At 71.5% G+C, this 19,129-nt stretch carries 17 protein-coding genes and 1 pseudogene; 11 read left to right on the top strand and 7 right to left on the bottom strand.

Going from position 1 to position 19,129, the window contains the following annotated elements; genetic code table 11:
• Positions 1 to 172 precede the first annotated feature (172 nt).
• Both ACX25U_RS07935 and ACX25U_RS07930 read left to right on the top strand, forming a co-directional pair.
• Positions 173 to 1,300 carry an aminopeptidase P family protein gene (locus tag ACX25U_RS07935; protein WP_454389994.1) on the top strand — a complete coding sequence of 376 codons (1,128 nt, stop codon included), beginning with the start codon at positions 173 to 175 and terminating at the stop codon, positions 1,298 to 1,300.
• A 48-nt stretch (positions 1,301 to 1,348) separates the two neighbouring features.
• Positions 1,349 to 2,302 (top strand): aminoglycoside phosphotransferase family protein, encoded by a 954-nt coding sequence (locus ACX25U_RS07930; RefSeq protein ID WP_454389993.1) that lies wholly within the window; start codon positions 1,349 to 1,351, stop codon positions 2,300 to 2,302.
• Between the two features lie 147 nt (positions 2,303 to 2,449).
• Here ACX25U_RS07930 and treZ read toward each other — a convergent pair whose 3' ends face one another.
• Positions 2,450 to 4,204, bottom strand: coding sequence for a malto-oligosyltrehalose trehalohydrolase (treZ, locus tag ACX25U_RS07925; protein ID WP_454389991.1), 1,755 nt, complete (start codon positions 4,202 to 4,204; stop codon positions 2,450 to 2,452).
• Positions 4,205 to 4,376: 172 nt separating this feature from the next.
• Between treZ and ACX25U_RS07920 the strand changes: the two genes are divergently transcribed.
• Positions 4,377 to 4,928 (top strand): FHA domain-containing protein, encoded by a 552-nt coding sequence (locus tag ACX25U_RS07920; RefSeq protein ID WP_454389989.1) that lies wholly within the window; start codon positions 4,377 to 4,379, stop codon positions 4,926 to 4,928.
• Between the two features lie 200 nt (positions 4,929 to 5,128).
• On the opposite strand, the gene ACX25U_RS07915 is transcribed toward ACX25U_RS07920, so the two are convergent.
• The 3 genes from ACX25U_RS07915 to glgX all read right to left on the bottom strand — a co-directional run bounded on the left by ACX25U_RS07915 (position 5,129) and on the right by glgX (position 11,061).
• Complete coding sequence (locus ACX25U_RS07915; RefSeq protein ID WP_454389987.1) at positions 5,129 to 6,361, bottom strand: M14 family zinc carboxypeptidase; 1,233 nt, start codon at positions 6,359 to 6,361, stop codon at positions 5,129 to 5,131.
• A gap of 67 nt (positions 6,362 to 6,428) precedes the next feature.
• Positions 6,429 to 8,819 (bottom strand): malto-oligosyltrehalose synthase, encoded by a 2,391-nt coding sequence (gene treY, locus ACX25U_RS07910; RefSeq protein WP_454389985.1) that lies wholly within the window; start codon positions 8,817 to 8,819, stop codon positions 6,429 to 6,431.
• Positions 8,820 to 8,937: 118 nt separating this feature from the next.
• Positions 8,938 to 11,061 (bottom strand): glycogen debranching protein GlgX, encoded by a 2,124-nt coding sequence (gene glgX, locus ACX25U_RS07905; protein ID WP_454389983.1) that lies wholly within the window; start codon positions 11,059 to 11,061, stop codon positions 8,938 to 8,940.
• A 351-nt stretch (positions 11,062 to 11,412) separates the two neighbouring features.
• On the opposite strand from glgX, the gene ACX25U_RS07900 reads away from it, so the two are divergent.
• The 4 genes and pseudogenes from ACX25U_RS07900 (at position 11,413) to ACX25U_RS07885 (ending at position 14,120) form a co-directional block, all read left to right on the top strand.
• On the top strand, positions 11,413 to 12,651 hold the full coding sequence (locus ACX25U_RS07900) for an SAV2148 family HEPN domain-containing protein (protein WP_454389981.1): 1,239 nt from the start codon (positions 11,413 to 11,415) through the stop codon (positions 12,649 to 12,651).
• Between the two features lie 109 nt (positions 12,652 to 12,760).
• Positions 12,761 to 12,853 (top strand): annotated as a pseudogene (locus tag ACX25U_RS07895) (3'-5' exonuclease); the annotation flags it as partial.
• Positions 12,854 to 12,855: 2 nt separating this feature from the next.
• Positions 12,856 to 13,569 carry an exonuclease domain-containing protein gene (locus ACX25U_RS07890; protein ID WP_454389979.1) on the top strand — a complete coding sequence of 238 codons (714 nt, stop codon included), beginning with the start codon at positions 12,856 to 12,858 and terminating at the stop codon, positions 13,567 to 13,569.
• Positions 13,570 to 13,646: 77 nt separating this feature from the next.
• The gene (locus ACX25U_RS07885) at positions 13,647 to 14,120 is read left to right on the top strand and encodes an HIT family protein (RefSeq protein WP_454389977.1); all 474 of its coding nucleotides are present in this window, start codon (positions 13,647 to 13,649) and stop codon (positions 14,118 to 14,120) included.
• 165 nt (positions 14,121 to 14,285) lie between these two features.
• Here the strand turns inward: ACX25U_RS07885 and ACX25U_RS07880 are convergent, their stop codons facing one another.
• A complete protein-coding gene (locus ACX25U_RS07880) occupies positions 14,286 to 14,459 on the bottom strand; it encodes a transposase family protein (RefSeq protein WP_454389975.1) in 174 nt (57 codons plus the stop codon).
• Between the two features lie 280 nt (positions 14,460 to 14,739).
• Here ACX25U_RS07880 and ACX25U_RS07875 point away from each other — a divergent pair, with 280 nt between their 5' ends.
• The 4 genes from ACX25U_RS07875 (at position 14,740) to ACX25U_RS07860 (ending at position 17,726) form a co-directional block, all read left to right on the top strand.
• Positions 14,740 to 15,219, top strand: a complete 480-nt coding sequence (locus ACX25U_RS07875; protein WP_454389973.1) for a hypothetical protein — start codon at positions 14,740 to 14,742, stop codon at positions 15,217 to 15,219.
• A gap of 94 nt (positions 15,220 to 15,313) precedes the next feature.
• Entirely contained in the window at positions 15,314 to 16,300 is a 987-nt protein-coding gene (locus tag ACX25U_RS07870) for a hypothetical protein (RefSeq protein ID WP_454389971.1), read from the top strand.
• The gene (locus tag ACX25U_RS07865; protein ID WP_454389969.1) at positions 16,297 to 16,551 is read left to right on the top strand and encodes a hypothetical protein; all 255 of its coding nucleotides are present in this window, start codon (positions 16,297 to 16,299) and stop codon (positions 16,549 to 16,551) included. Before ACX25U_RS07870 ends, ACX25U_RS07865 begins: the two co-directional genes overlap by 4 nt.
• A gap of 299 nt (positions 16,552 to 16,850) precedes the next feature.
• Complete coding sequence (locus tag ACX25U_RS07860) at positions 16,851 to 17,726, top strand: glycosyltransferase family 2 protein (protein WP_454389967.1); 876 nt, start codon at positions 16,851 to 16,853, stop codon at positions 17,724 to 17,726.
• Here ACX25U_RS07860 and ACX25U_RS07855 read toward each other — a convergent pair whose 3' ends face one another.
• On the bottom strand, positions 17,727 to 18,830 hold the full coding sequence (locus ACX25U_RS07855) for an NAD-dependent epimerase/dehydratase family protein (protein ID WP_454389965.1): 1,104 nt from the start codon (positions 18,828 to 18,830) through the stop codon (positions 17,727 to 17,729).
• Between the two features lie 32 nt (positions 18,831 to 18,862).
• Positions 18,863 to 19,114 (bottom strand): hypothetical protein, encoded by a 252-nt coding sequence (locus tag ACX25U_RS07850; RefSeq protein ID WP_454389963.1) that lies wholly within the window; start codon positions 19,112 to 19,114, stop codon positions 18,863 to 18,865.
• Positions 19,115 to 19,129 lie beyond the last annotated feature (15 nt).

Genomic DNA, 19,129 nt, shown 5'->3' with positions numbered 1-19,129 from the left:
AACCCGGACATGATTGCGACAATGGTCCCGGATCGCTCGGTCATCGGCGATGATGGCCGAGCAACCCGCGACCGCCGTCGAGACCCCCCGACCGGTTCGCGTCGTACCGCGCGGCCGGGCAGGATGCTGTCCGTAGCCTTCACCGCCGTTCCAGCCGTATACGGAGGCCCGGATGACCGGCATCGCGCCCGCGCCCTTCACCGCCGACGACTACAGGGCCCGGATGGAACGCGCCGCCCGGGCGGCCGGCGACGCCGGGCTGGCCGGGCTCCTGGTGGCGCCCGGCCCGGACCTGGTGTGGCTGACCGGCTACGCGCCCACCGCCGTCACCGAACGGCTCACGCTGCTCGTTCTCGCCCCCGGACGGGACCCCGTCCTCGTCGTGCCCACCCTGGAGGCCCCGGACGCCGTCAAGGCCGTCGGGGCGCCCACCCTGGCCCTGCGCGACTGGACCGACGGCACGGACCCCTACGCCGTCACGGCCGCCCTGCTCGACGGCGACGGCCGGTTCGGCATCAGCGACAACACCTGGGCCATGCACCTGCTCGGCCTGCAGAAGGCGCTGCCCGGCACCTCCTACGCCTCCCTCACCGAGGCCCTGCCGATGCTGCGCGCGGTGAAGGACGCGGCCGAGGTGGAGCTGCTCGCGGCGGCGGGAGCGGCCGCCGACGCCACGTTCGAGGAGATCCGGAAGATGCCGTTCGCCGGCCGCCGCGAGTCCGAGGTCGGCGCCGACCTCGCCGGCCTGCTGCGGCGCTTCGGACACTCCCAGGTCGACTTCACCATCGTCGGCTCCGGCCCCAACGGCGCCAACCCGCACCACGAGGTGGGCGACCGCGTCATCGAGCGCGGTGACATGGTCGTCCTCGACTTCGGCGGCCTGAAGGACGGCTACGGCTCCGACACCACCCGCACCGTGCACGTCGGCGAGCCCACCGCCGAGGAGCGGCGGGTGCACGACATCGTCCGCGAGGCCCAGGAGGCCGGCTTCCGGGCGGTGCGCCCGGGCGTCGCCTGCCAGGAGGTCGACCGGGCCGCCCGCGCGGTCATCGACCGGGCCGGGTACGGCGAGTACTTCATCCACCGCACCGGCCACGGCATCGGCGTCACCACGCACGAGCCGCCGTACATGATCGAGGGCGAGGAACAGCCCCTCGTGCCCGGCATGTGCTTCTCCGTGGAGCCCGGTGTCTACCTGCCCGGTCGCTTCGGGGTGCGCATCGAGGACATCGTCACCGTCACGGAGGACGGAGGCCGCCGCCTCAACGGCACGACCCGCGAGATGGTGACGGTGGACTGACCGACGGGCAGCACCCACCCTTATCGACCGGAACGACACGGCGCGACGATGACCCAGGCACCGACACCCACCGCGGACACCGTCCGCCGACTGGTCCGCATCCTGCTCAAGGACGGCCTCCAGGACAGGGCCGACACCGCCGCCGGACCCGAGGTCCGGCCCGTCGCCGAGGGCGGCGGGCACTCCACGTGGTGGGTCGGCACCCGCCATGTGCTGCGCCTGGCCCCCGACCGGGAGGCCTCGGTGCGCCAGCGCCGCGAACTGCGCCTGCGCGACCTGATCCGCCCGCACCTGCGGGTCGCCGTCCCGGTCAGCGTCGCGCACGGCGAGTGGGCGCCGGGACTGACGTACACGCTGGACACCAGGATCACCGGCGGCACGCCCGGCGAGCACGAGGTGTCCGCCGTCGGCGAGGACGACCTGGCCGGACTGTTCACGGGGCTGCGCGAGGTGCCCGTCCGGCAGGCCGAGACGCTCGGCGTGCCACGGGCCGCGCCGCGCTCCCTGGGGGCGCTGCGCCGCATGGCCGCGCACTGCGCCGAACGCCTCGGGGCCGCCGACGAGTTCGACCCCGCGCGGATGACCCAGTTCACCGCGCCCGCCGCGGCCCAGCTCGTCGCCCAGCGCGGCACCGCCGTGCTCGTCCACCACCACCTCAGGAGCGAGCACCTGGTGGTGAGCGCCGACGGCCGGGTGCGCGGGGTCCTGGACTGGACCGACGCGGTGGTCGGCGACCCCGCCGAGGACATCGCCGGCCTCGCCGTCGCCGTCGGCTCCCCGGCCGCCGTGCGCGCCGCCACCCTGGCCGGCTACGGCGCCCGGCCCTGTCTGCGCGGCCTGTGGCTGGCCCGCTGCGACACCGTGATCCGCCTCGCCGACCGCCTCGAGGGCCGCGACGGCGGTCCGCTGCCGCCCCTCAGGTCCCAGCTGCGCCACGCCTGGGAGGCGATCATGCTGGAGCGCGTCACGGAATTCCGGAACGGCGCGGGCGAGGAGCCGTAGGCCCTGTCGTCGAATTCCCGTCCGCCGCGCGGCGTCCGGCACCCCCCGAGCTCTTCGATCGAAGGGGACCCTCAGGTCGCCGCGCGGCCCGCTCTTCGGGCGGACGACGGGACCTCGACGACAGGACCCAGCCGCCCGGGGCCGAGCTCAGTGCTGCACCAGCACCGCGCACGACTGCCCGGGCACGCGCAGCAGCCCGTCCGTGCCGGGAGCCGCCACCGGCTCCCAGGCGGCCAGCACCTCGGCCGGGCGGGAGCCCAGGGGGATGGCCGCCGGCTCCTTGCCGAGGTTGACCGCCACCAGCACGTCCCCGCGCCGGAAGGCGAGCCAGCGGGCGTCCTCGTCATAGGCCACCTTGGTGTCCGCGAGATCCGGATCGGTGATGTCCGGCTGCTCGCGGCGCAGCGCGGTCAGCAGCCGGTACCAGGCCAGCACGCGTGCGTGCGGCTCCCGTCCCGGCTCGGACCAGTCCAGGCAGGACCGGTCCCGGGTCGCCGGATCCTGAGGATCGGGCACGTCCTCGGCCGCCCAGCCGTGCTCGGCGAACTCCCGCCGCCGGCCCTGCCGCACGGCCTCGGCGAGCTCCGGGTCGGTGTGGTCGGTGAAGAACTGCCACGGCGTGGTGGCCGCCCACTCCTCGCCCATGAACAGCATCGGCGTGAACGGCGCGGTCAGCGTCAGCGTGGCCGCGCAGGCCAGCAGCCCGGGGGAGTCCGCGAGCAGCATGGACAGACGGTCGCCCTGGGCCCGGTTGCCGACCTGGTCGTGGGTCTGGCTGTAGCCGAGCAGCCGGTGCCCGGCCACCCGCGTGCGGTCCAGCGGACGGCCGTGGTGGCGGCCGCGGAAACTGGAGTACGTCCCGTCGTGGAAGTAGCCGCCCATGAGCGTCTTGGCGACCGCCGCGAGCGGGGCCCGCCCGAAGTCGGCGTAGTAGCCCTGGGACTCGCCGGTCAGCGCCGAGTGCAGCGCGTGGTGGAAGTCGTCGTTCCACTGGGCGTGCAGACCGAGGCCGTTCCGCGCGCGCGGGGTGACGATCCGCGGGTCGTTCAGGTCCGACTCGGCGATCAGGAACAGCGGACGGCCCAGGTCGGCCGAGAGCGCGTCCACGGCCGTGGACAGCTCCTCCAGGAAGTGGCACGCGCGCGTGTCCACCAGCGCGTGCACCGCGTCCAGGCGCAGCCCGTCGATCCGGTAGTCGCGCAGCCACGCCAGCGCGCTGCCGACCAGAAAGGCCCGCACCTCGTCCGAGCCGGGCGCGTCCAGGTTGACGGCGGCGCCCCAGGGGGTGTGGTGCGTGTCGGTGAAGTACGGCCCGAACCGCGGCAGGTAGTTGCCGGAGGGACCCAGGTGGTTGTGCACCACGTCCAGGACCACGCCCAGTCCCAGCCCGTGCGCCCGGTCGACGAAGCGCTTCAGCCCCTCCGGGCCGCCGTACGGCTCGTGCACCGCCCACAGCGAGACACCCTCGTACCCCCACCCGTGTTGCCCGGGGAACGGGCACACGGGCATCAGCTCCACGTGTGTGACGCCCAGTTCCACCAGATGCTCCAGCCGCTCGGCGGCCGCGTCGAAGGTGCCCTCACGCGTGTACGTGCCGACGTGCAGCTCATAGAGCACCGCCCCGGGCAACGGACGTCCGGCCCACGCACCGGAGCGCCACGCGTACCGTCCGTGCTCGACGACGGCGCTCAGCCCGTCCGGGCCGTCCGGCTGCCGCCGCGAACGCGGATCCGGCAGCACCGGACCGCCGTCCAGCGCGAACCCGTACCGCGAGCCGTCACTCGCCTCCGCCCCACCGGTCCACCACCCCGCCCGCTCCGGATCGCGCTCCAACGCGCGCGTGGCGCCGTCGCACTGGAGCGTCACCCGGCCGGCCTGCGGTGCCCACACCTCGAACTGCACGGACGGTTCCCCTTCGTCTGCTCACCGTGATGATCCCGCCCATCGTCCTCCATACGAGATCAATCCGCTTTTGAATCCTCCCTCTTGTGGCGGGTGTCGCCGGATCCGCACCGCCGGGCGCCGTTTCGGAGTCTTCTGGACACCCGCGTTCCGCTGACCGACAATCACCACTGTGACGTCGTCCTTCGAGTTTCCTGCCTCCCCCGCGCGGCTGTCCGACGCGGAGCGCGACAAGGCGCTGAAGGTCCTGCGTGACGGCGTCGCGATGGGTCGCCTGTCGCACGACACGTTCGTGCGCCGCATGGAGCTGGCCCTGACCGCCCGCAGCTCGGAGGAGCTCGCCGCGCTCACCTCCGACCTGCCCACCGAGGGCCGGCTGTCCCGGCTGGTGTTCGGCACGGTCGAGGCGGTGTCCGGTTTCACCGTACGGCTGCGCAGGGCCTGGCAGGTCGAGCGGCTGCCCAAGCTGCTCCTGCCGCACCCCGGCAGCGGCCACCCGCTGCGCATAGGGCGCGATCCGGCCAGCGGTCTGAGGCTGACCCACGAGACGGTCTCCCGGGTCCACGCCGAGCTGCGCCACCAGGGCGGGATGTGGGTGCTGCGCGACCTCGGCTCGACCAACGGCACGACCGTCAACGGGCGGCGCGTGATCGGCGCGGCCGTCGTACGCGAGGGTGACCAGGTGACGTTCGGCCAGGTGTCGTTCCGGCTCTCGACCCCCTGAGCCTCCGACCAAGGTTGCGGGCCCACCCACCCCGACCGTCCCCACGCGCCGGCCGCGAGGGAGCCGAAGGGCGCGCCGGTGTCGGGATGCCATGGGGGTCCCCCTGCTCGTCAAGAGCTTGGGGGAGCGCGGAGGCGTGAAGCGCTGAGCACGATCGGCCTCCCGACACCGGCTTCCAGCACCCGCAGGCGACCGAGCCATCAAACCCGCGCCTGAAGCACCACCGCCACCACAGTCCGACTCTGGTGCTCGACCTGATGCTCCAACGGCACCCACCGCGCCCGAAACCGCTCCGCGAACGCCTCGCTCCACACCGTCACGAGCCGTTCCAGCTCCGGCGCGGCACGGTCGTCGGCCTCGCGCAGCACCCGCAGCAGCATCGCCGCGGCCCGCAGCGGCAGGCGGCGGCCGAACGCGTCCACGCTGCCGACGTACGCCATCGTCGTGTCGGCCGGCGGAGTGTGGATCCAGTCGGCGGCCAGCCCCGGTACCAGGCTCAGCCCCCACTTCGCCGCCCGCAGCAGCGGCCCGTCGGCGCCGTGCAGGCGGGGCAGCGCGTCGGCGAGGACCAGTTCCACCTCGTGCGCGTCCCGCAGCAGCCGGTGCGCCAGCCGCCGTATCGCCGCCGCCGGGGCGGGATGGGGGGCCGGATCGTCCACCAGGTCGCTCGCCCACATCGGCACCTCCACGACCGCGGTCATGCCGCCGTAGCGGTGCGCGTGGTACCAGGTGCTGTGCCGGGCGTCGTCCGGCAGGCTCGGATACGCCAGGCCCGAGCCGGGTGCCGGCATCACCCGCACCCCGGGGCCGGAGACGGGCCAGCCCGCCGCGTCGGAGGCGCCCGTCTCCACGGGGATGTGGAGCTGGGCCGCCGACTTGCCGAACGGCTCCGCCAGCCCCGGCACGTCCCTCGTCAACTGCACCCAGCTGCCGCCCAGATCGGTGCCGTGCAGCGTCACCTGGAGGTAGGGCCGCAGCGCGTCGATGACGCCGGTCAGCGCACGTGTTTCGGGCGGCAGCCGGTCGGGCGGCAGTACGGAGGGCGACCACTCCGGCTGTTCGGGTCCGGCCGGCCGGAAGAAGCCGAGGTGGTAGTCGAGCAGGCTGTGCGGAGCCGGGGTGACGTGCAGACTCGCCCCGTCCGGGTCCGCGCAGAGCAGGAAGTGCCAGGAGGTGCCCGCCCGCAACGGCGGTTCACGTAGCACGCGGTGGGCGAGGGCGAGGAGGGTGGAGCCTCCGGTGGGCTCGTTGGCGTGGGCGCCGGCGACCACCAGCACGGCACGCCGCGCGTGCCCGACGGACAGCAGGTGCAGCGGCCTGCCCGCGCGTGAGAGTCCGACCTCCTTCAGGACGCACAGGCCCGGCCGGTACGCGGCCAACGCACGTGCGGAGGCGACCAGTTCGGGAACGCTCGGGTAGCGCGGCTCCAGCAAGGAGACTCACCCCCGACCTGTCCGCCCTGCTTGGCATTTCGCAGTACCCCACGGACTGTCCGGCCTGTCAAGCGACCCGCTCCAGCAGCGCCACCGGAAGCCGTTCGAAGAGCTGCTCCACGCGCGCGTGTCCCTCGAACTCCCGCCCCGGCGTCACCACGTCCGCCCACCGGCCCGGCGGCAGAGGCAGCCGGGTGCCGCGCCAGCCGCCCGCCTCCGCCAGCCTCAGCGACAGCCGGGTCACGGCGGTGACCACCTCTCCGGAGCGGACGAACGCCGCGCAGTGGTCCGCCGCCGGTCCCTCGGCGAACAACGAGGCATACGTCGCCGTCTCGCCGAAGACCTCCGGCCGACGCGCGCGCAACCGCAGCGCCGCGACCGTCACCGCCCCCTTCTCGCCCGCGTCGACGGGAGGGAACCGCGCCGGCCGCCGGTTGTCCGGGTCCACCAGCGCCCGATACTCGCCCTCGGTGCCCTGGTAGACGTCCGGCACGCCCGGCATCGTCAGGTGCACCAGGGCCGTCCCCAGGACGTTCGCCCGGATGTGCGGCTCCAGCACGCTCCGGAGGGCGGCCATCCGCTCGGCCGGCGCCCCGCACGGGCCCTCGGTGACGAAGCGCTCCACCGCCTCCTCGTAGGGCGGCTCCTGCTCCGTCCAGCTGGTGCGGAGGCCCGCCTCGCGCACATGCTTCAGCAGAGCCTGCCGCACCCGTTCGCCGTACCGTTCCCCGTCCTGTTCCCCATCCCGCTCCCCATCCGCCGGGCCGAGACCGAACACCGTCTGCCAGGCCGCCCACGCCAGTTGGGCGTCCGGAGCGCCCTCCCCTCCACCGGACACCTCGGCCAGCACCTCCGCCCAGCGCTCCGGGCACTCGGTCAGCACCGCCAGCGCCGCCCGTACGTCGGCGCTGCGCTTGGTGTCGTGCGTGGAGACCACCGTCCCGGTGGCCGGCCAGTCGCGCTGCACGCGCGCGCAGTACGCGTGGAAGTCCTCCGGGGACACCGCCGGATGCCCCGGGTCGCCGCCGACCTCGTTGGCCGACAGCAGCGGCACGTACCGGTAGTACGCGGTGTCCTCCACGGACTTGGCGCGCAGCGCGGAGGCGGCCTGCGCGAACCGGGTCCGCAGCTCCACGGCGTCGGGCCCGTCCCCGGCCCGCCCGATCACCAGGTCCCGTGCGACGTCGACGGCCTCGCCCTCCTCCGGCACCGCGAACGCGAGCCGGGCCTCCTCGGCGGCCGCCTCGGTGACCACCGAGGCGGGGTCCACGGAGGCGTACGGCCGGTAGACCCTGAGGCGGACCAGCAGCTCCTGCAGCGCGGTGCGCAGCGCCCAGGGGGCGCGGTCGCGCAGCGCCGGGTCCGGCGAGGTGGTGCACACCCGGTTCGCCACCCGGGTCAGCCGCTCCGTCTCGGCGGCCAGCTCATGGGTGATCACCTTGTACGCCGCCCGCCGCACCGTCGCCTCCCAGTCGCCGCCGCGGTCGGTCTGCGGGGCGGCGAACCGCCGGTACCGGCCGAGCAGCCCGTCCGCCCCCGCCGGGTCGGTGAACAGGCCGTCGACGTGCCGCAGGGCGTCGTAGCCGGTGGTGCCGGCGACCGGCCAGGCCGCCGGAAGGTGCTCGCCGTCGGAGAGGATCTTCTCCACCACCGTCCAGCACCCGCCCGTCGCCTCGTGCAATTGTTCGAGATAGCCGTCCGGGTCGGCGAGCCCGTCGGGGTGGTCGATCCGCAGCCCGTCGATCACGCCCTCGCGCAGCAGCCGCAGGATCTTGGCGTGGGTCGCCCCGAACACCTCCGGGTCCTCCACCCGCACCCCGATCAGCTCCGAGATGCTGAAGAAGCGCCGGTAGTTCAGTTCCGTACGGGCCAGCCGCCACCACACCGGCCGGTACCACTGCGCGTCCAGCAGCTCCGGCAGGGGCAGCTTCCCGGTGCCCTCGCGCAGCGGGAAGGCGTGGTCGTAGTAGCGCAGGACGTCGCCGTCCACCTTCAGCTCGCCGGTCTCCTTGCCGACCGGCCGGCCGAGCACCGGCAGCAGCACCTTGCCGCCCTGGGCCTCCCAGTCGATGTCGAACCAGCGCGCGTACGGTGACGCCGGCCCCTCCCGCAGCACCTCCCACAGGGCGCGGTTGTGCCGCGGCGCCATGGCCATGTGGTTGGGCACGATGTCCACGACCAGGCCGAGCCCGTGCTCCCGCGCGGTGCGCGACAGCGCCCGCAGGCCCTCCTCGCCGCCGAGCTCGTCACGCACGCGCGCGTGGTCCACGACGTCGTAGCCGTGCGGGGAACCCGGCACGGCCTGCAGGACGGGGGACAGGTGCAGGTGCGAGACGCCGAGCGACGCCAGGTACGGCACGGCCCGCGCGGCGGCCGCGAACGGGAACCCGGGCTGGAGCTGGAGCCGGTAGGTGGCCGTGGGCACAGGACGGACGGGTGCGGGGCGCTCGGAGGTCATGGAAAGCTACGTACCCGCCCGGCCGCCTTTCGTGTCACCCGTCCGCCAGGTGTTCCCGGCCCCACCCGGGCGGGCGCCCACGCCGAGGCGTGCCCTCGCCCGAACGGGGCGTCGAGCCCTACGCCGGCCGCTGGAGCACGGTCAGGCTGCGGTCCGTCAGCGTCAGCCGGTCCCCGGCCCGTACCTTCGGGCCGGTGCCGGGCGGGACCGGATCCGTGCGGGCCGTGTCGACCACCACCTGCCACTGCCGCCCGTGATCGACCGGCACGACGAAGTCGAGCGGCTTCGGCGCGGCGTTGAACATCAGCAGGAAGGAGTCGTCGGTGATCCGCTCCCCGCGCGTGCCGGGCTCCGAGATCGCGTTGCCGTTGAGGAAGACGGTCAGCGCGGAGGCCCGCGCCGAGTCCCAGTCCTGCTGGGTCATCTCCCGGCCCTCGGGGGTGAACCAGGCGATGTCGGACAGATCGTCGTGAGTACCCTCCACCGGCCGCCCGTGGAAGAAGCGGCGCCGGCGGAACACCGGGTGGTCCCGGCGCAGCGCCGCCATCGCCCGTACGAAGGCCGGCAGCTCGCCGCCCGGCTCCGGCTCGCCGGACTCCGGCCAGCGCACCCAGGCGAGCTCGTTGTCCTGGCAGTAGGCGTTGTTGTTGCCCCGCTGGGTGCGGGCGAACTCGTCGCCGTGGCTGATCATGGGCACGCCCTGGGACAGCATCAGCGTCGCGGCGAAGTTGCGCATCTGCCGGGCCCGCAGCCCGAGCACGTCGGGGTCGTCGGTCTCGCCCTCCACCCCGCAGTTCCAGGACCGGTTGTGGCTCTCGCCGTCCCGGTTGTCCTCGCCGTTGGCCTCGTTGTGCTTGTCGTTGTACGACACCAGGTCGTGCAGGGTGAAGCCGTCGTGGCAGGTGACGAAGTTGATCGAGGCCAGCGGGCGGCGGCCGTCGTCCTGGTAGAGGTCGGAGGAGCCGGTCAGCCGGGAGGCGAACTCCGCGAGCGCCCGCGGCTCGCCCCGCCACAGGTCCCGGACGGTGTCGCGGTACTTGCCGTTCCACTCGGTCCACAGCGGCGGGAAGTTCCCCACCTGGTAGCCGCCCTCGCCCACGTCCCAGGGCTCGGCGATCAGCTTCACCTGGGAGACCACCGGGTCCTGCTGCACCAGGTCGAAGAACGACGACAGCCGGTCCACCTCGTGGAACTGCCGGGCCAGGGTCGCCGCCAGGTCGAAGCGGAAGCCGTCGACGTGCATCTCGGTGACCCAGTACCGCAGCGAGTCCATGATCAGCTGGAGCACGTGCGGGGACCGCATGAGCAGGGAGTTCCCGGTGCCCGTGGTGTCCATGTAGTAGCGCGGGTCGTCGGTGAGCCGGTAGTAGCGGGGGTTGTCGATGCCCTTGAAGGACAGCGTCGGCCCCAGGTGGTTGCCCTCGGCGGTGTGGTTGTAGACGACGTCGAGGATGACCTCGATCCCGGCCTCGTGCAGCGCGCGGACCGCCGACTTGAACTCCAGCACCTGCTGGCCGCGGTCGCCCCAGGAGGCGTAGGCGTTGTGCGGGGCGAAGAAGCCGATCGTGTTGTAGCCCCAGTAGTTGTTCAGGCCCATGTCCACCAGACGGTGGTCGTTCACGAACTGGTGTACGGGCATCAGCTCCAGCGCGGTGACACCCAGCTCGGTCAGGTGCTCGATGATCGCCGGATGGGCGAGCGCCGCGTAGGTGCCGCGCAGCTCCTCGGGCAGCCCCGGGTGCCGCATGGTGAGGCCCTTGACGTGGGCCTCGTAGATCACCGTCTCGTGGTAGCCGCGCCGGGGCGGCCGGTCGTCACCCCAGTCGAAGTACGGGTTCACCACGACCGAGGTCATGGTGTGCGGCGCCGAGTCCAGGTCGTTGCGCCGGCCGGGGTCGTCGAAGTGGTAGCCGTACACCTCCTCCCCCCACCGGATCGAGCCGCCGATCGCACGCGCGTACGGGTCGAGCAGCAGCTTCGCGGAGTTGCAGAGCAGCCCGCGCTCCGGGGCGTACGGGCCGTGCACCCGGAACCCGTACCGCTGCCCCGGCATGACGCCGGGCACGTACGCGTGCCGGACGAACGCGTCGCTCTCCCGCAGCTCCACCGCTGTCTCCGAGCCGTCGTCGTGCAGCAGACACAGCTCTACTCGGTCCGCGGCCTCCGTGAAGACCGCGAAATTGGTGCCGGCGCCGTCGTACGTGGCACCGAGTGGATACGCCTCTCCAGGCCAGACCTGCATGGATACGACTCTTTCAGGTGTGCGGCGCCGCTGGTGGTCCCTTGGACCCGAGTCTCCCCGAAAGTGAGACACCCACCCAATGACCTGGCTCGCTCTTGCGGGTGGGGCATTCGGGTACTCCCGTGACCCATGGGGAAAGGGTGAAGATCTACGCACAGGAGTGCGCCGACCGTCAACGTCACGGCTATGAATCCGCTCACTCCGTGAGCCCCGGTCGATCAGAACGGGCATGCACAGTGCGGAAGTTGGGAAACGAGCTGTCCATCCGGCTGCACCGCGCACCGCTCCCGGAGTACCCTTCCTTGATCGTTGGGACGGGGAGTGCCCGGGGGAGCGGAAGGCGGTGCGCGGGTGGGCTCGGGAGGCCTGGAGCTGCCCCCTGGTGACGGAGGTCACGAGGGGGACTCCACAGACGTCCCGCCCGGCGCGGTGTCCCTGGCCCGGCCGATGGACGCGGGTGCCATCGGTCCGGAGCTGGACTGGGACGCCGACGCCTGGCGCGAGGTGCGTACGCGCGCCCAGCGGGCCGGCCGGGCCTACATCTGGCTGAACCTCGTCGAGCAGCGGCTGCGCGCCGTCGTGGCCGCCGTCCTGCGGCCCGTCTACGAACCCGTCCACGGCGACGACTGGGTGGTGACCGCGGCCGGACCGGCCGGCCAGGAGTGGGTGCAGCGGGCGGTCGCGGTACGCGAAGTCAGCCGCCGCAAGGGCTACTTGCTCGACCCGGCCGACGACAACGTGATCAGCTTCCTCACCCTGCCGCAGCTGCGCGAGCTGATGGTGCAGCACTGGCCGTGCTTCGAGCCGTACATCGACGAGCGCCGGGACGTCGAACTCGCCCTGGACGAACTGGAGGTGACCCGCAACGTCGTCTCCCGCAACCGGGCCCTGTCCGAGGCGGTGCTGGCCCAGGCCGAGCGCGCCTCCGCACGGCTGTTGGAAATCCTCGGCACGGGCGGTGACGTGCCCTCCGCGCGGCGACTGCCGGTGGACGCGGTGGAGGACCTGGTCGGCGACCGGTACGCGGACGTGGTCGCGGTGCATCCGGACCGGGTGCGGCTGCTGCGCCAGTTCCCGGCCGAGGACATCTTCGGCGGCGCCCGCCGCCTGGACGCCATCGGCATCGGGCTGAACCTGCTCGTGCAGAACTTCTCCGGCCGCCGCCTGGTCCGGCTCGCCGAGTCCGGCTCCCGGGTGCGGCTGCTGTTCCTGAACCCGGCCTCCAGCGCGGTGAAGCGGCGCGAGCGCGAACTCGGGCTCAAGCGCGGCGAGCTGAGCCGCTCGGTGGAGATGAACATCCTGCACATGCGGCGGGTGCGCTCCCGGCTGCGCGACCCGGGCGCCTTCGAGATCCAGGTCTACGACGAGACCCCCCGCGTCACCGCCTACCTGGTGGACGGCGACGGCTCCGACGGCATCGCGGTCGTGCAGTCCTATCTGCGGCGCAGCCGGGGCATGGAGGCGCCGGTGTTCGTCCTGCGCAACGGCAGCAAGGTGGTCAAGTCGGACGAGGTCGACGAGGGCGGGCTCTTCTCCGCCTACCGCGAGGAGTTCGAGCTGATGTGGGCGGATTCGCGCCCGGTGTCCTGAAGCGTCCGCGATCACCGGACGGAAAGCGGAACGCGGTCCTCGGATTGTCAGTGGCCCGTGCGATCGTGGAGACCACTGGGGGAAAGCACCACCGAGGAGGGGAGCCGCCATGGGCTGGCACCAGGAGCTGCTGATCGGCTTCGACCTGGAGACGACCGGGACGGATCCGCGCGAGGCGCGCATCGTCACGGGGGCCGTGATCGGATGAGCTGGATCAGTGGGCCGCTGGTGGCCTTCGACCTGGAGACCACCGGGACCGATATCGAGACCGACCGGATCGTCACCGCGGCGGTCGTTGCCGTGGGCGCCGACGAGCGACGTCCGGAAGTCCGGACCTGGCTGCTCGATCCAGGAGTGCCCATCCCTGAGGAGGCTGCGGCGATCCACGGCATCTCCACGGAACACGCCCGCCTGCATGGGGAACCGGCCGCTTCCGCGATCGAAGAGATCACGTCCGCGATCAGCGAGGTGTTGGGCTCGGGCACCCCGCTGGTGGTGATGAACGCGCGGTACGACCTCTCGCTGCTCGACCGCGAGTGTCGCCGACATGGGATAAAACCGCTGGTCGAGCGGTTGTGCGGACGGATCTCGCCCGTCATCGATCCCTTGGTCCTGGACAAGTATGTGGATCGATACAGAAAAGGGAAGCGGAACCTCCGGGCGCTCTGTGAGCACTACGGCGTACAGCTCGATGACGCGCACGACGCAGTTGCGGACGCAGTGGCTGCGGCCCGCGCCGCCCGACGCATGGGAGAGAAGTACTCGGCCATAGGGGAGTCGGAACCGGTGGATCTCCACGATCTTCAGGTTCGTGCGGCAGTCGAGCAGGCGGCATCGTTGCAGAGATACCTCCGCCGCACCTCGAACCCCGAGGCGACGGTCGAGCCGGCCTGGCCTGTCGTCCCCCATGGCCGCTGATCGCAGCAGTCACCCACTGCCCGCGCGGCTCTTCGGATCCCGGCAGTGATCCTCAGCGGTGTGTAGAGTCGCCGGCCATGACCGATGACTGGCGGAAGGACCGGATCGGCAGCGCGCTACGCGGCGGGAATCCCACGGTGCTCCGCAGGCTGGAGGCGGGATTCGCGGTGATCGGGGATGTCCAGTTCCTTCCGGGATACTCGGTGCTCCTCGTGGATGACCCTGCCGTGCAGCGGCTGTCGGAACTTCCCAAGAGCAAGCGGCTCGCGTTCCTGTCCGACATGGACAAACTGGGCGAGGCCGTCGAGCGCGCCTGTAAGCGCCTGGATCAGAGATTCCGACGGGTCAACCTGGAGATTCTGGGAAACACCGACCCGTTCCTGCACGCTCATGTGTGGCCGCGGTTCGACTGGGAACCGGCCGAACTTGTGGGCTTGCCGGTGTGGCTCTATCCGCGGGAGCGGTGGAACGACAAGCGGTATGCGCTCGGTCCTCAGCACGATGCGTTGCGTGACGTGATCGGCGAGGAACTGGACCGGCTCGCATCCTGATCGGACCGGACGTCGATCGGCATGTGCGGCCGCCGTCGCAGACCGCGGCCCCGCCGCCCGGCGCAGGGCGGTGGTGGTGCGCATCCGCGCGGGCACCGTACGTATCGCCTCGGTGAACGAGCCGCGCTTACAGGCGGGTTCGGTGCAGTCCCAGCGCGCCTTGCGTCAGTGGATACTCACCGGGCGCCCGCCGCAGTCCAGGTGCCGGGGCCGGGTGGTGTGGTAGTCCTTCAGCCGGGTGGCGAAGACGCCGCAGACGGGGCAGGCCCGGGCGGACTCCTCATTCGTGACCACGTACACCGTCGAACCGCCAGCGCCCTTGACCTGAGTCGCACTCACCTTCTCCAGCCCCAGAAACCGTGTTGACGCCTCGTTGACCCCGGTATCGTCACTGTTCAAGCATGTGGGTTTTCACGATTGGTCGCGTAGAGAACAGCCATGATCAAGAAGGCCCGCGGGCTCTCTGCGTCCGGGTGCCCGCACCCCAACCAGCTCACACGGCGTGACCGACGAGCCCGCCCGTCACCGACGCACTCTCATCAAGTTCGAAGGCCCGACAATCTCTGACGCGCGTTCAGGGATACCCTTGCTTGATCAACGGTAACGGGGGCGTGAAATTATGTCGTTCGATCAAGAGTGGGCGGAGCTGAAGGCGAAGGCACAGATGCGGCTGAACAGCGTGTCCAGCGATCCCGGCGGGCCGTCGCCCGGTGACGCGGATCTGATTGTCAAATACGACGACATGGGGAAGATCGGGCACGCCGCCTTCCTGCTGCACCAGCACCTGTCGAGCGCCGGCAAGCACGCGCAGTCGCACACAGAGGCCGCCGCGAAGAGCCTGGACAACGACGGGTTCGACATGGGCGCCGCACTGGCCAAAGCCAGTAAAGGCTGGCAGGGGCAGCTTCAAGTGCTGCTCGACGCCTGCGCCCAGATCTCCAACCATCTCGACTACTCGGTGAAGTCGTCGAGGCAGGAAGATCACTACATCGCCACACAGATACAGGTTTCCAAGATCTCCGAGTACCTCGACGTGCCGCCACCCACCTCGGACTCCGACGCGCTCCGCGTACCGAAGACGGACGGTCCCATCATGTGACGTCCGGTCGGTACATGCCGGTGGAGGGACTCCGAAGCGGACCGGAACCTTCCAGGAAACGACGGCGGCGACGCCAGGAACGGCAGGGGGACCAGTGCCGACCTTCGAAGAACTTCTCCACGTCAACCTCTCAGCGCTGCAGTCGGCGGCCGACGACTGGGCCGCCATGGCGGCCCTGTTGAAAAAAATCGCCAAAGAGGCCGGGAACATGCGCAGCCTGGCCCAAGGCACGGAGTGGAAGGGCGAGAACGCCAGCGTCACCAAACCGTTCGTCGTCCGGGTGGCGGACGAGTTCACCGACGCCGTCACCGAAGCGGAGAGCATCGGAAACCTGCTGAGCTCCGCACACGACAAGATCAAGGCAGCCAGGGACGACCTGAGGGATCTCTGCGAGAATCCGCCCGCGGGCATCACGATCCATGCCGACGGCACGCTGAGCCGTAGCGTCCAGCCCCAGCGTATGTCCCACGGGGACCCCCAGTACGTGGTGACTCAGGGCGACTTCGACGCTCTGCAGCGGCGCATCGATGCGATCATCAGCCGGGCGGCGGAAGCGGACTCGACTTGTTCCTGGGGCCTGTGGCAACTCACCAAGGACAAGCACCAGTTCAGCAGCACGTACTACGGCTCGCTCAAGGACGCGAGAACCGACGCCCGGCAGGCGCAGCGGACCAAGACAGATTCGGCGGAGTACACGCCGCCCGCGAAGTGGGGCAGCGGTACCATCAAGCCCATTGCCGAGTTCCTCAGTTACCGCTCCTGGATGGACGGCGGCGAGGCGGCACTGCACGGAGACGTCAACGGCGCGATACGGGGCGCGATCGGCGGCGCCCCCGCCGCGGCTGGCGGCGAGGCCAGTAAGCACCTCGCCAAGGGCGCGCTCCTGAGCGACGTGCGCGGAAAACACCATCGCCCCACGTTCATCAATACGATCGGCAAGTTCGGAGGGAAGATATTCGGCGCGCCGGTCGCCGTGATCGCGACGGGGATCGACTTCTACTACACGCCCCAGGCGCCCAGAGGACCGGGCGACACCCATGTGGACGCTCCGGGGAAGCCAGGAAAGGTGAGGTACCAATGACGCACTCCGCAGGCCCGCCGACGCGCGGGCGCCGCCGCCCGGACCTGCGGCACTGGCTGAGACCCCAGGGTTCGCGGTTTCTCGTCTTCGGCATGTGCTTCGCCGTCGGCGGGCTCGCCGGTGGGGTGCGCTCTGCGCTGGACGGGAAGGGAATCTGGACGATCCTCGGCACCTTCGGCCTGGGGATTCTCGGCGTGCTCGTCGTTGTGAGCTACTTCGTCAACTACGAGGACCGGCGAGGCCGCCGCTGAGCCGCTTGGACGTTCGATGCGGCCGACGCGTGACGGCCGCCCCCATGACGGTCCGAGGGTGGAGCATGACTGCCCACGGTTATGAAACACCGCTGGTAGCGAGCTCGGGCACCGGAAGAGATACCAGTTCTCCGGGCTGGGGCATGGTGGTACCTGTGTCGCAGGTCCACTCGGGTGGCCCAGCCGGCTATGAACGGCCCGGCGGTCGGGTCGGAAGAGAGTGCACCGAGCCCCCACTCGGCGGGGTGGGGCTCGGTGACCGTGGGCTCAGGTGGAGTCGAGGAACGGGGAGTTCATCCGTGCGTCACCCGCGCGTAGGCGTCGCCATCTTGACCATGGGCACGCGGCCCGCCGAGCTGGCCGACCTTCTTGCGTCGGTCGCCGGACAGGAGACGCCCGCTGTGCGGGTGGTGGTCGTCGGCAACGGCTCGCCGCTGCCGCCCCTGCCCGAGGGGGTGACCGGGGTGGAGCTGCCGGAGAACCGGGGGATCTCGGGCGGCCGGAACGCCGCCCTGGCCCGGCTGCGGGAGTTCGGGGACGTCGATGTGGTGGTGGACCTGGACGACGACGGCCTGCTGATCAGCCCGGACGTCTTCACCCGGCTTACGGAGCTGTACGCGGCGGACGAGCGGCTGGGCGTCGTCGGTTTCCGCATCGCCGACGAGCGCGGCCGCACCCAGCGCCGTCACGTCCCGCGCCTGCGCGCGGCGGATCCGATGCGGGGCGGGCCGGTGACGACGTTCCTGGGCGGCGGGCACGGGCTGTCCATGCGGATGCTGGAGGAGGTCGGCGGCTGGCCGGAGCCTTTCTTCTACGCGCACGAGGAGACGGACCTGGCCTGGCGGGCGCTGGACGCGGGCTGGAAGGTGCTCTACGAGCCGGATTTGGTGCTCCGGCATCCGTGGACGTCGCCGACCCGGCACGCGGTCTTCCACCGCATGGTCGCCCGCAACCGGGTCTGGCTCGCCAAGAGGCACCTTCCCGCCCTCCTCGTCCCCGTCTACCTGGGCGTCTGGACCGCGGTGACCGTGGCCCGCACCAGGTCGGCGGCGGGGCTGCGGGCCTGGTGCGGCGGGTTCGCCGAGGGCCTGCGCACCCCGTGCCCGCCCCGCCGGCCGATGCGGTGGTCCACGGTGTGGCGGATGACCCGGCTGGGCCGGCCGCCGGTCATCTGATCAGGCGACGGCGGCTGCGGATTCGGCCCGCAGCCACGCGGGGATCGCCTCGGGGGTCCTGCCCAGCCAGTCCGCGTAGCGGGCCACCCCCTCTTCGACGGTGATCGTCGGCCGCCAGCCGAGCACCGCTTCCATGCGGTGGGTGGCCGCGTAGCCGCCGAGCGGGTCACCGGGCGGCATCGGCGTCTCCACGAACCGGGCTCCCGGGTACTGTTCGGCGACCAGCTCGGCCACGGTGCGGATGCGGGTCGGGGTGCCGGTGCCGACGTTGATCGTTTCGTTGTGCGCCCGCGGCGCAACGAGGGAACGGACCGTGGCGGCGGCGATGTCGTCGACGTGCACCAGGTCGCGGATCTGGTGGCCGCCGCCGTTGAGGTGCAGGGGCAGCCCCAGCGCGGCGCGGGTGGCGAACCAGGCCACCACCCACGAGTGGCTGTTCTCCTTGACCACCTGCGGATCGCCGTAGACGGAGAAGTACCGCACGACCGTGTACGAGGTGCCCACGGCGCCCAGCGTGAGAGCGGTCTGGGTCTCGCCCCACGCCTTGGTGTTGGCGTAGACGGACATCGGCCGCAGCCGCGTGTGTTCGTGGAACTGCGGCGGCACCCGTCCGTAGACGGTTTCCAGCAGCTTCCGCACGCTCCGGTACTCCTCACACGGGCGTGCCCAGTCATCCGGGTTGCCGTTGCCGTAGACGCTGGCTGAGGAGACGAAGGCCAGTCGGCGGATCCGCTCGCAGGCGGCTACCGCGTCGAGCAGTACCTGGGTGCCGGTGACGTTGGTGTGGATCGCCGCCATGGGCTTGCGGGTGCAGGCGGCGACGTCCGCGAGGGCGGCGGCGTGGATCACGTAGTCGGACTCGGCCACCATCTCTTTGACCAGGCCCGGGTTCTGGATGTTACCGACGACGACGCCCGGGTCGGAGGGGTCGATGCCGAACAGGTCGCGGTAGGTGTGCCGGGGATAGGCGTCCAGCATGCACAGGGAGATCGGTCGGGCCCCGACCTGGCGCAAATAGCCGGCGATCCGGCTGCCGATCAGTCCAGCCCCGCCAGTGACCAGCACGGTCCGGCCGGCGAGTTCCTTCACCTGGGTGTCGTGCACAGTAACTCCATGCCGTGGTGGGGTGTGCGCTGTCACCGGCCCGCCTGGTGGGCCTGCTCGCGCTTGGCGATGAGCTGTTCGAACTGGATGGCGTAGAGCTCCACCTGGTCCGGGGTCAGGACCAGCACCGACTCGGTGGTCCGGCCGTCGGTGTGGTGGACCTCGATGCCCAGGGCGGCCTGCTGCGCGCGATGGTCGTACATCGCGTCCCGCTTCAGCGGCGTCGCGTGGGTGACCGACGCCCATACGCTCTGGACAGCCGGGTTCTCCTTCATCTTGCTCATTCCTTGGGGATCGCC

It is taken from the genome of Streptomyces sp. JNUCC 63, from assembly GCF_054366325.1.
This window is presented reverse-complemented; position numbering and strand designations above follow the sequence as displayed.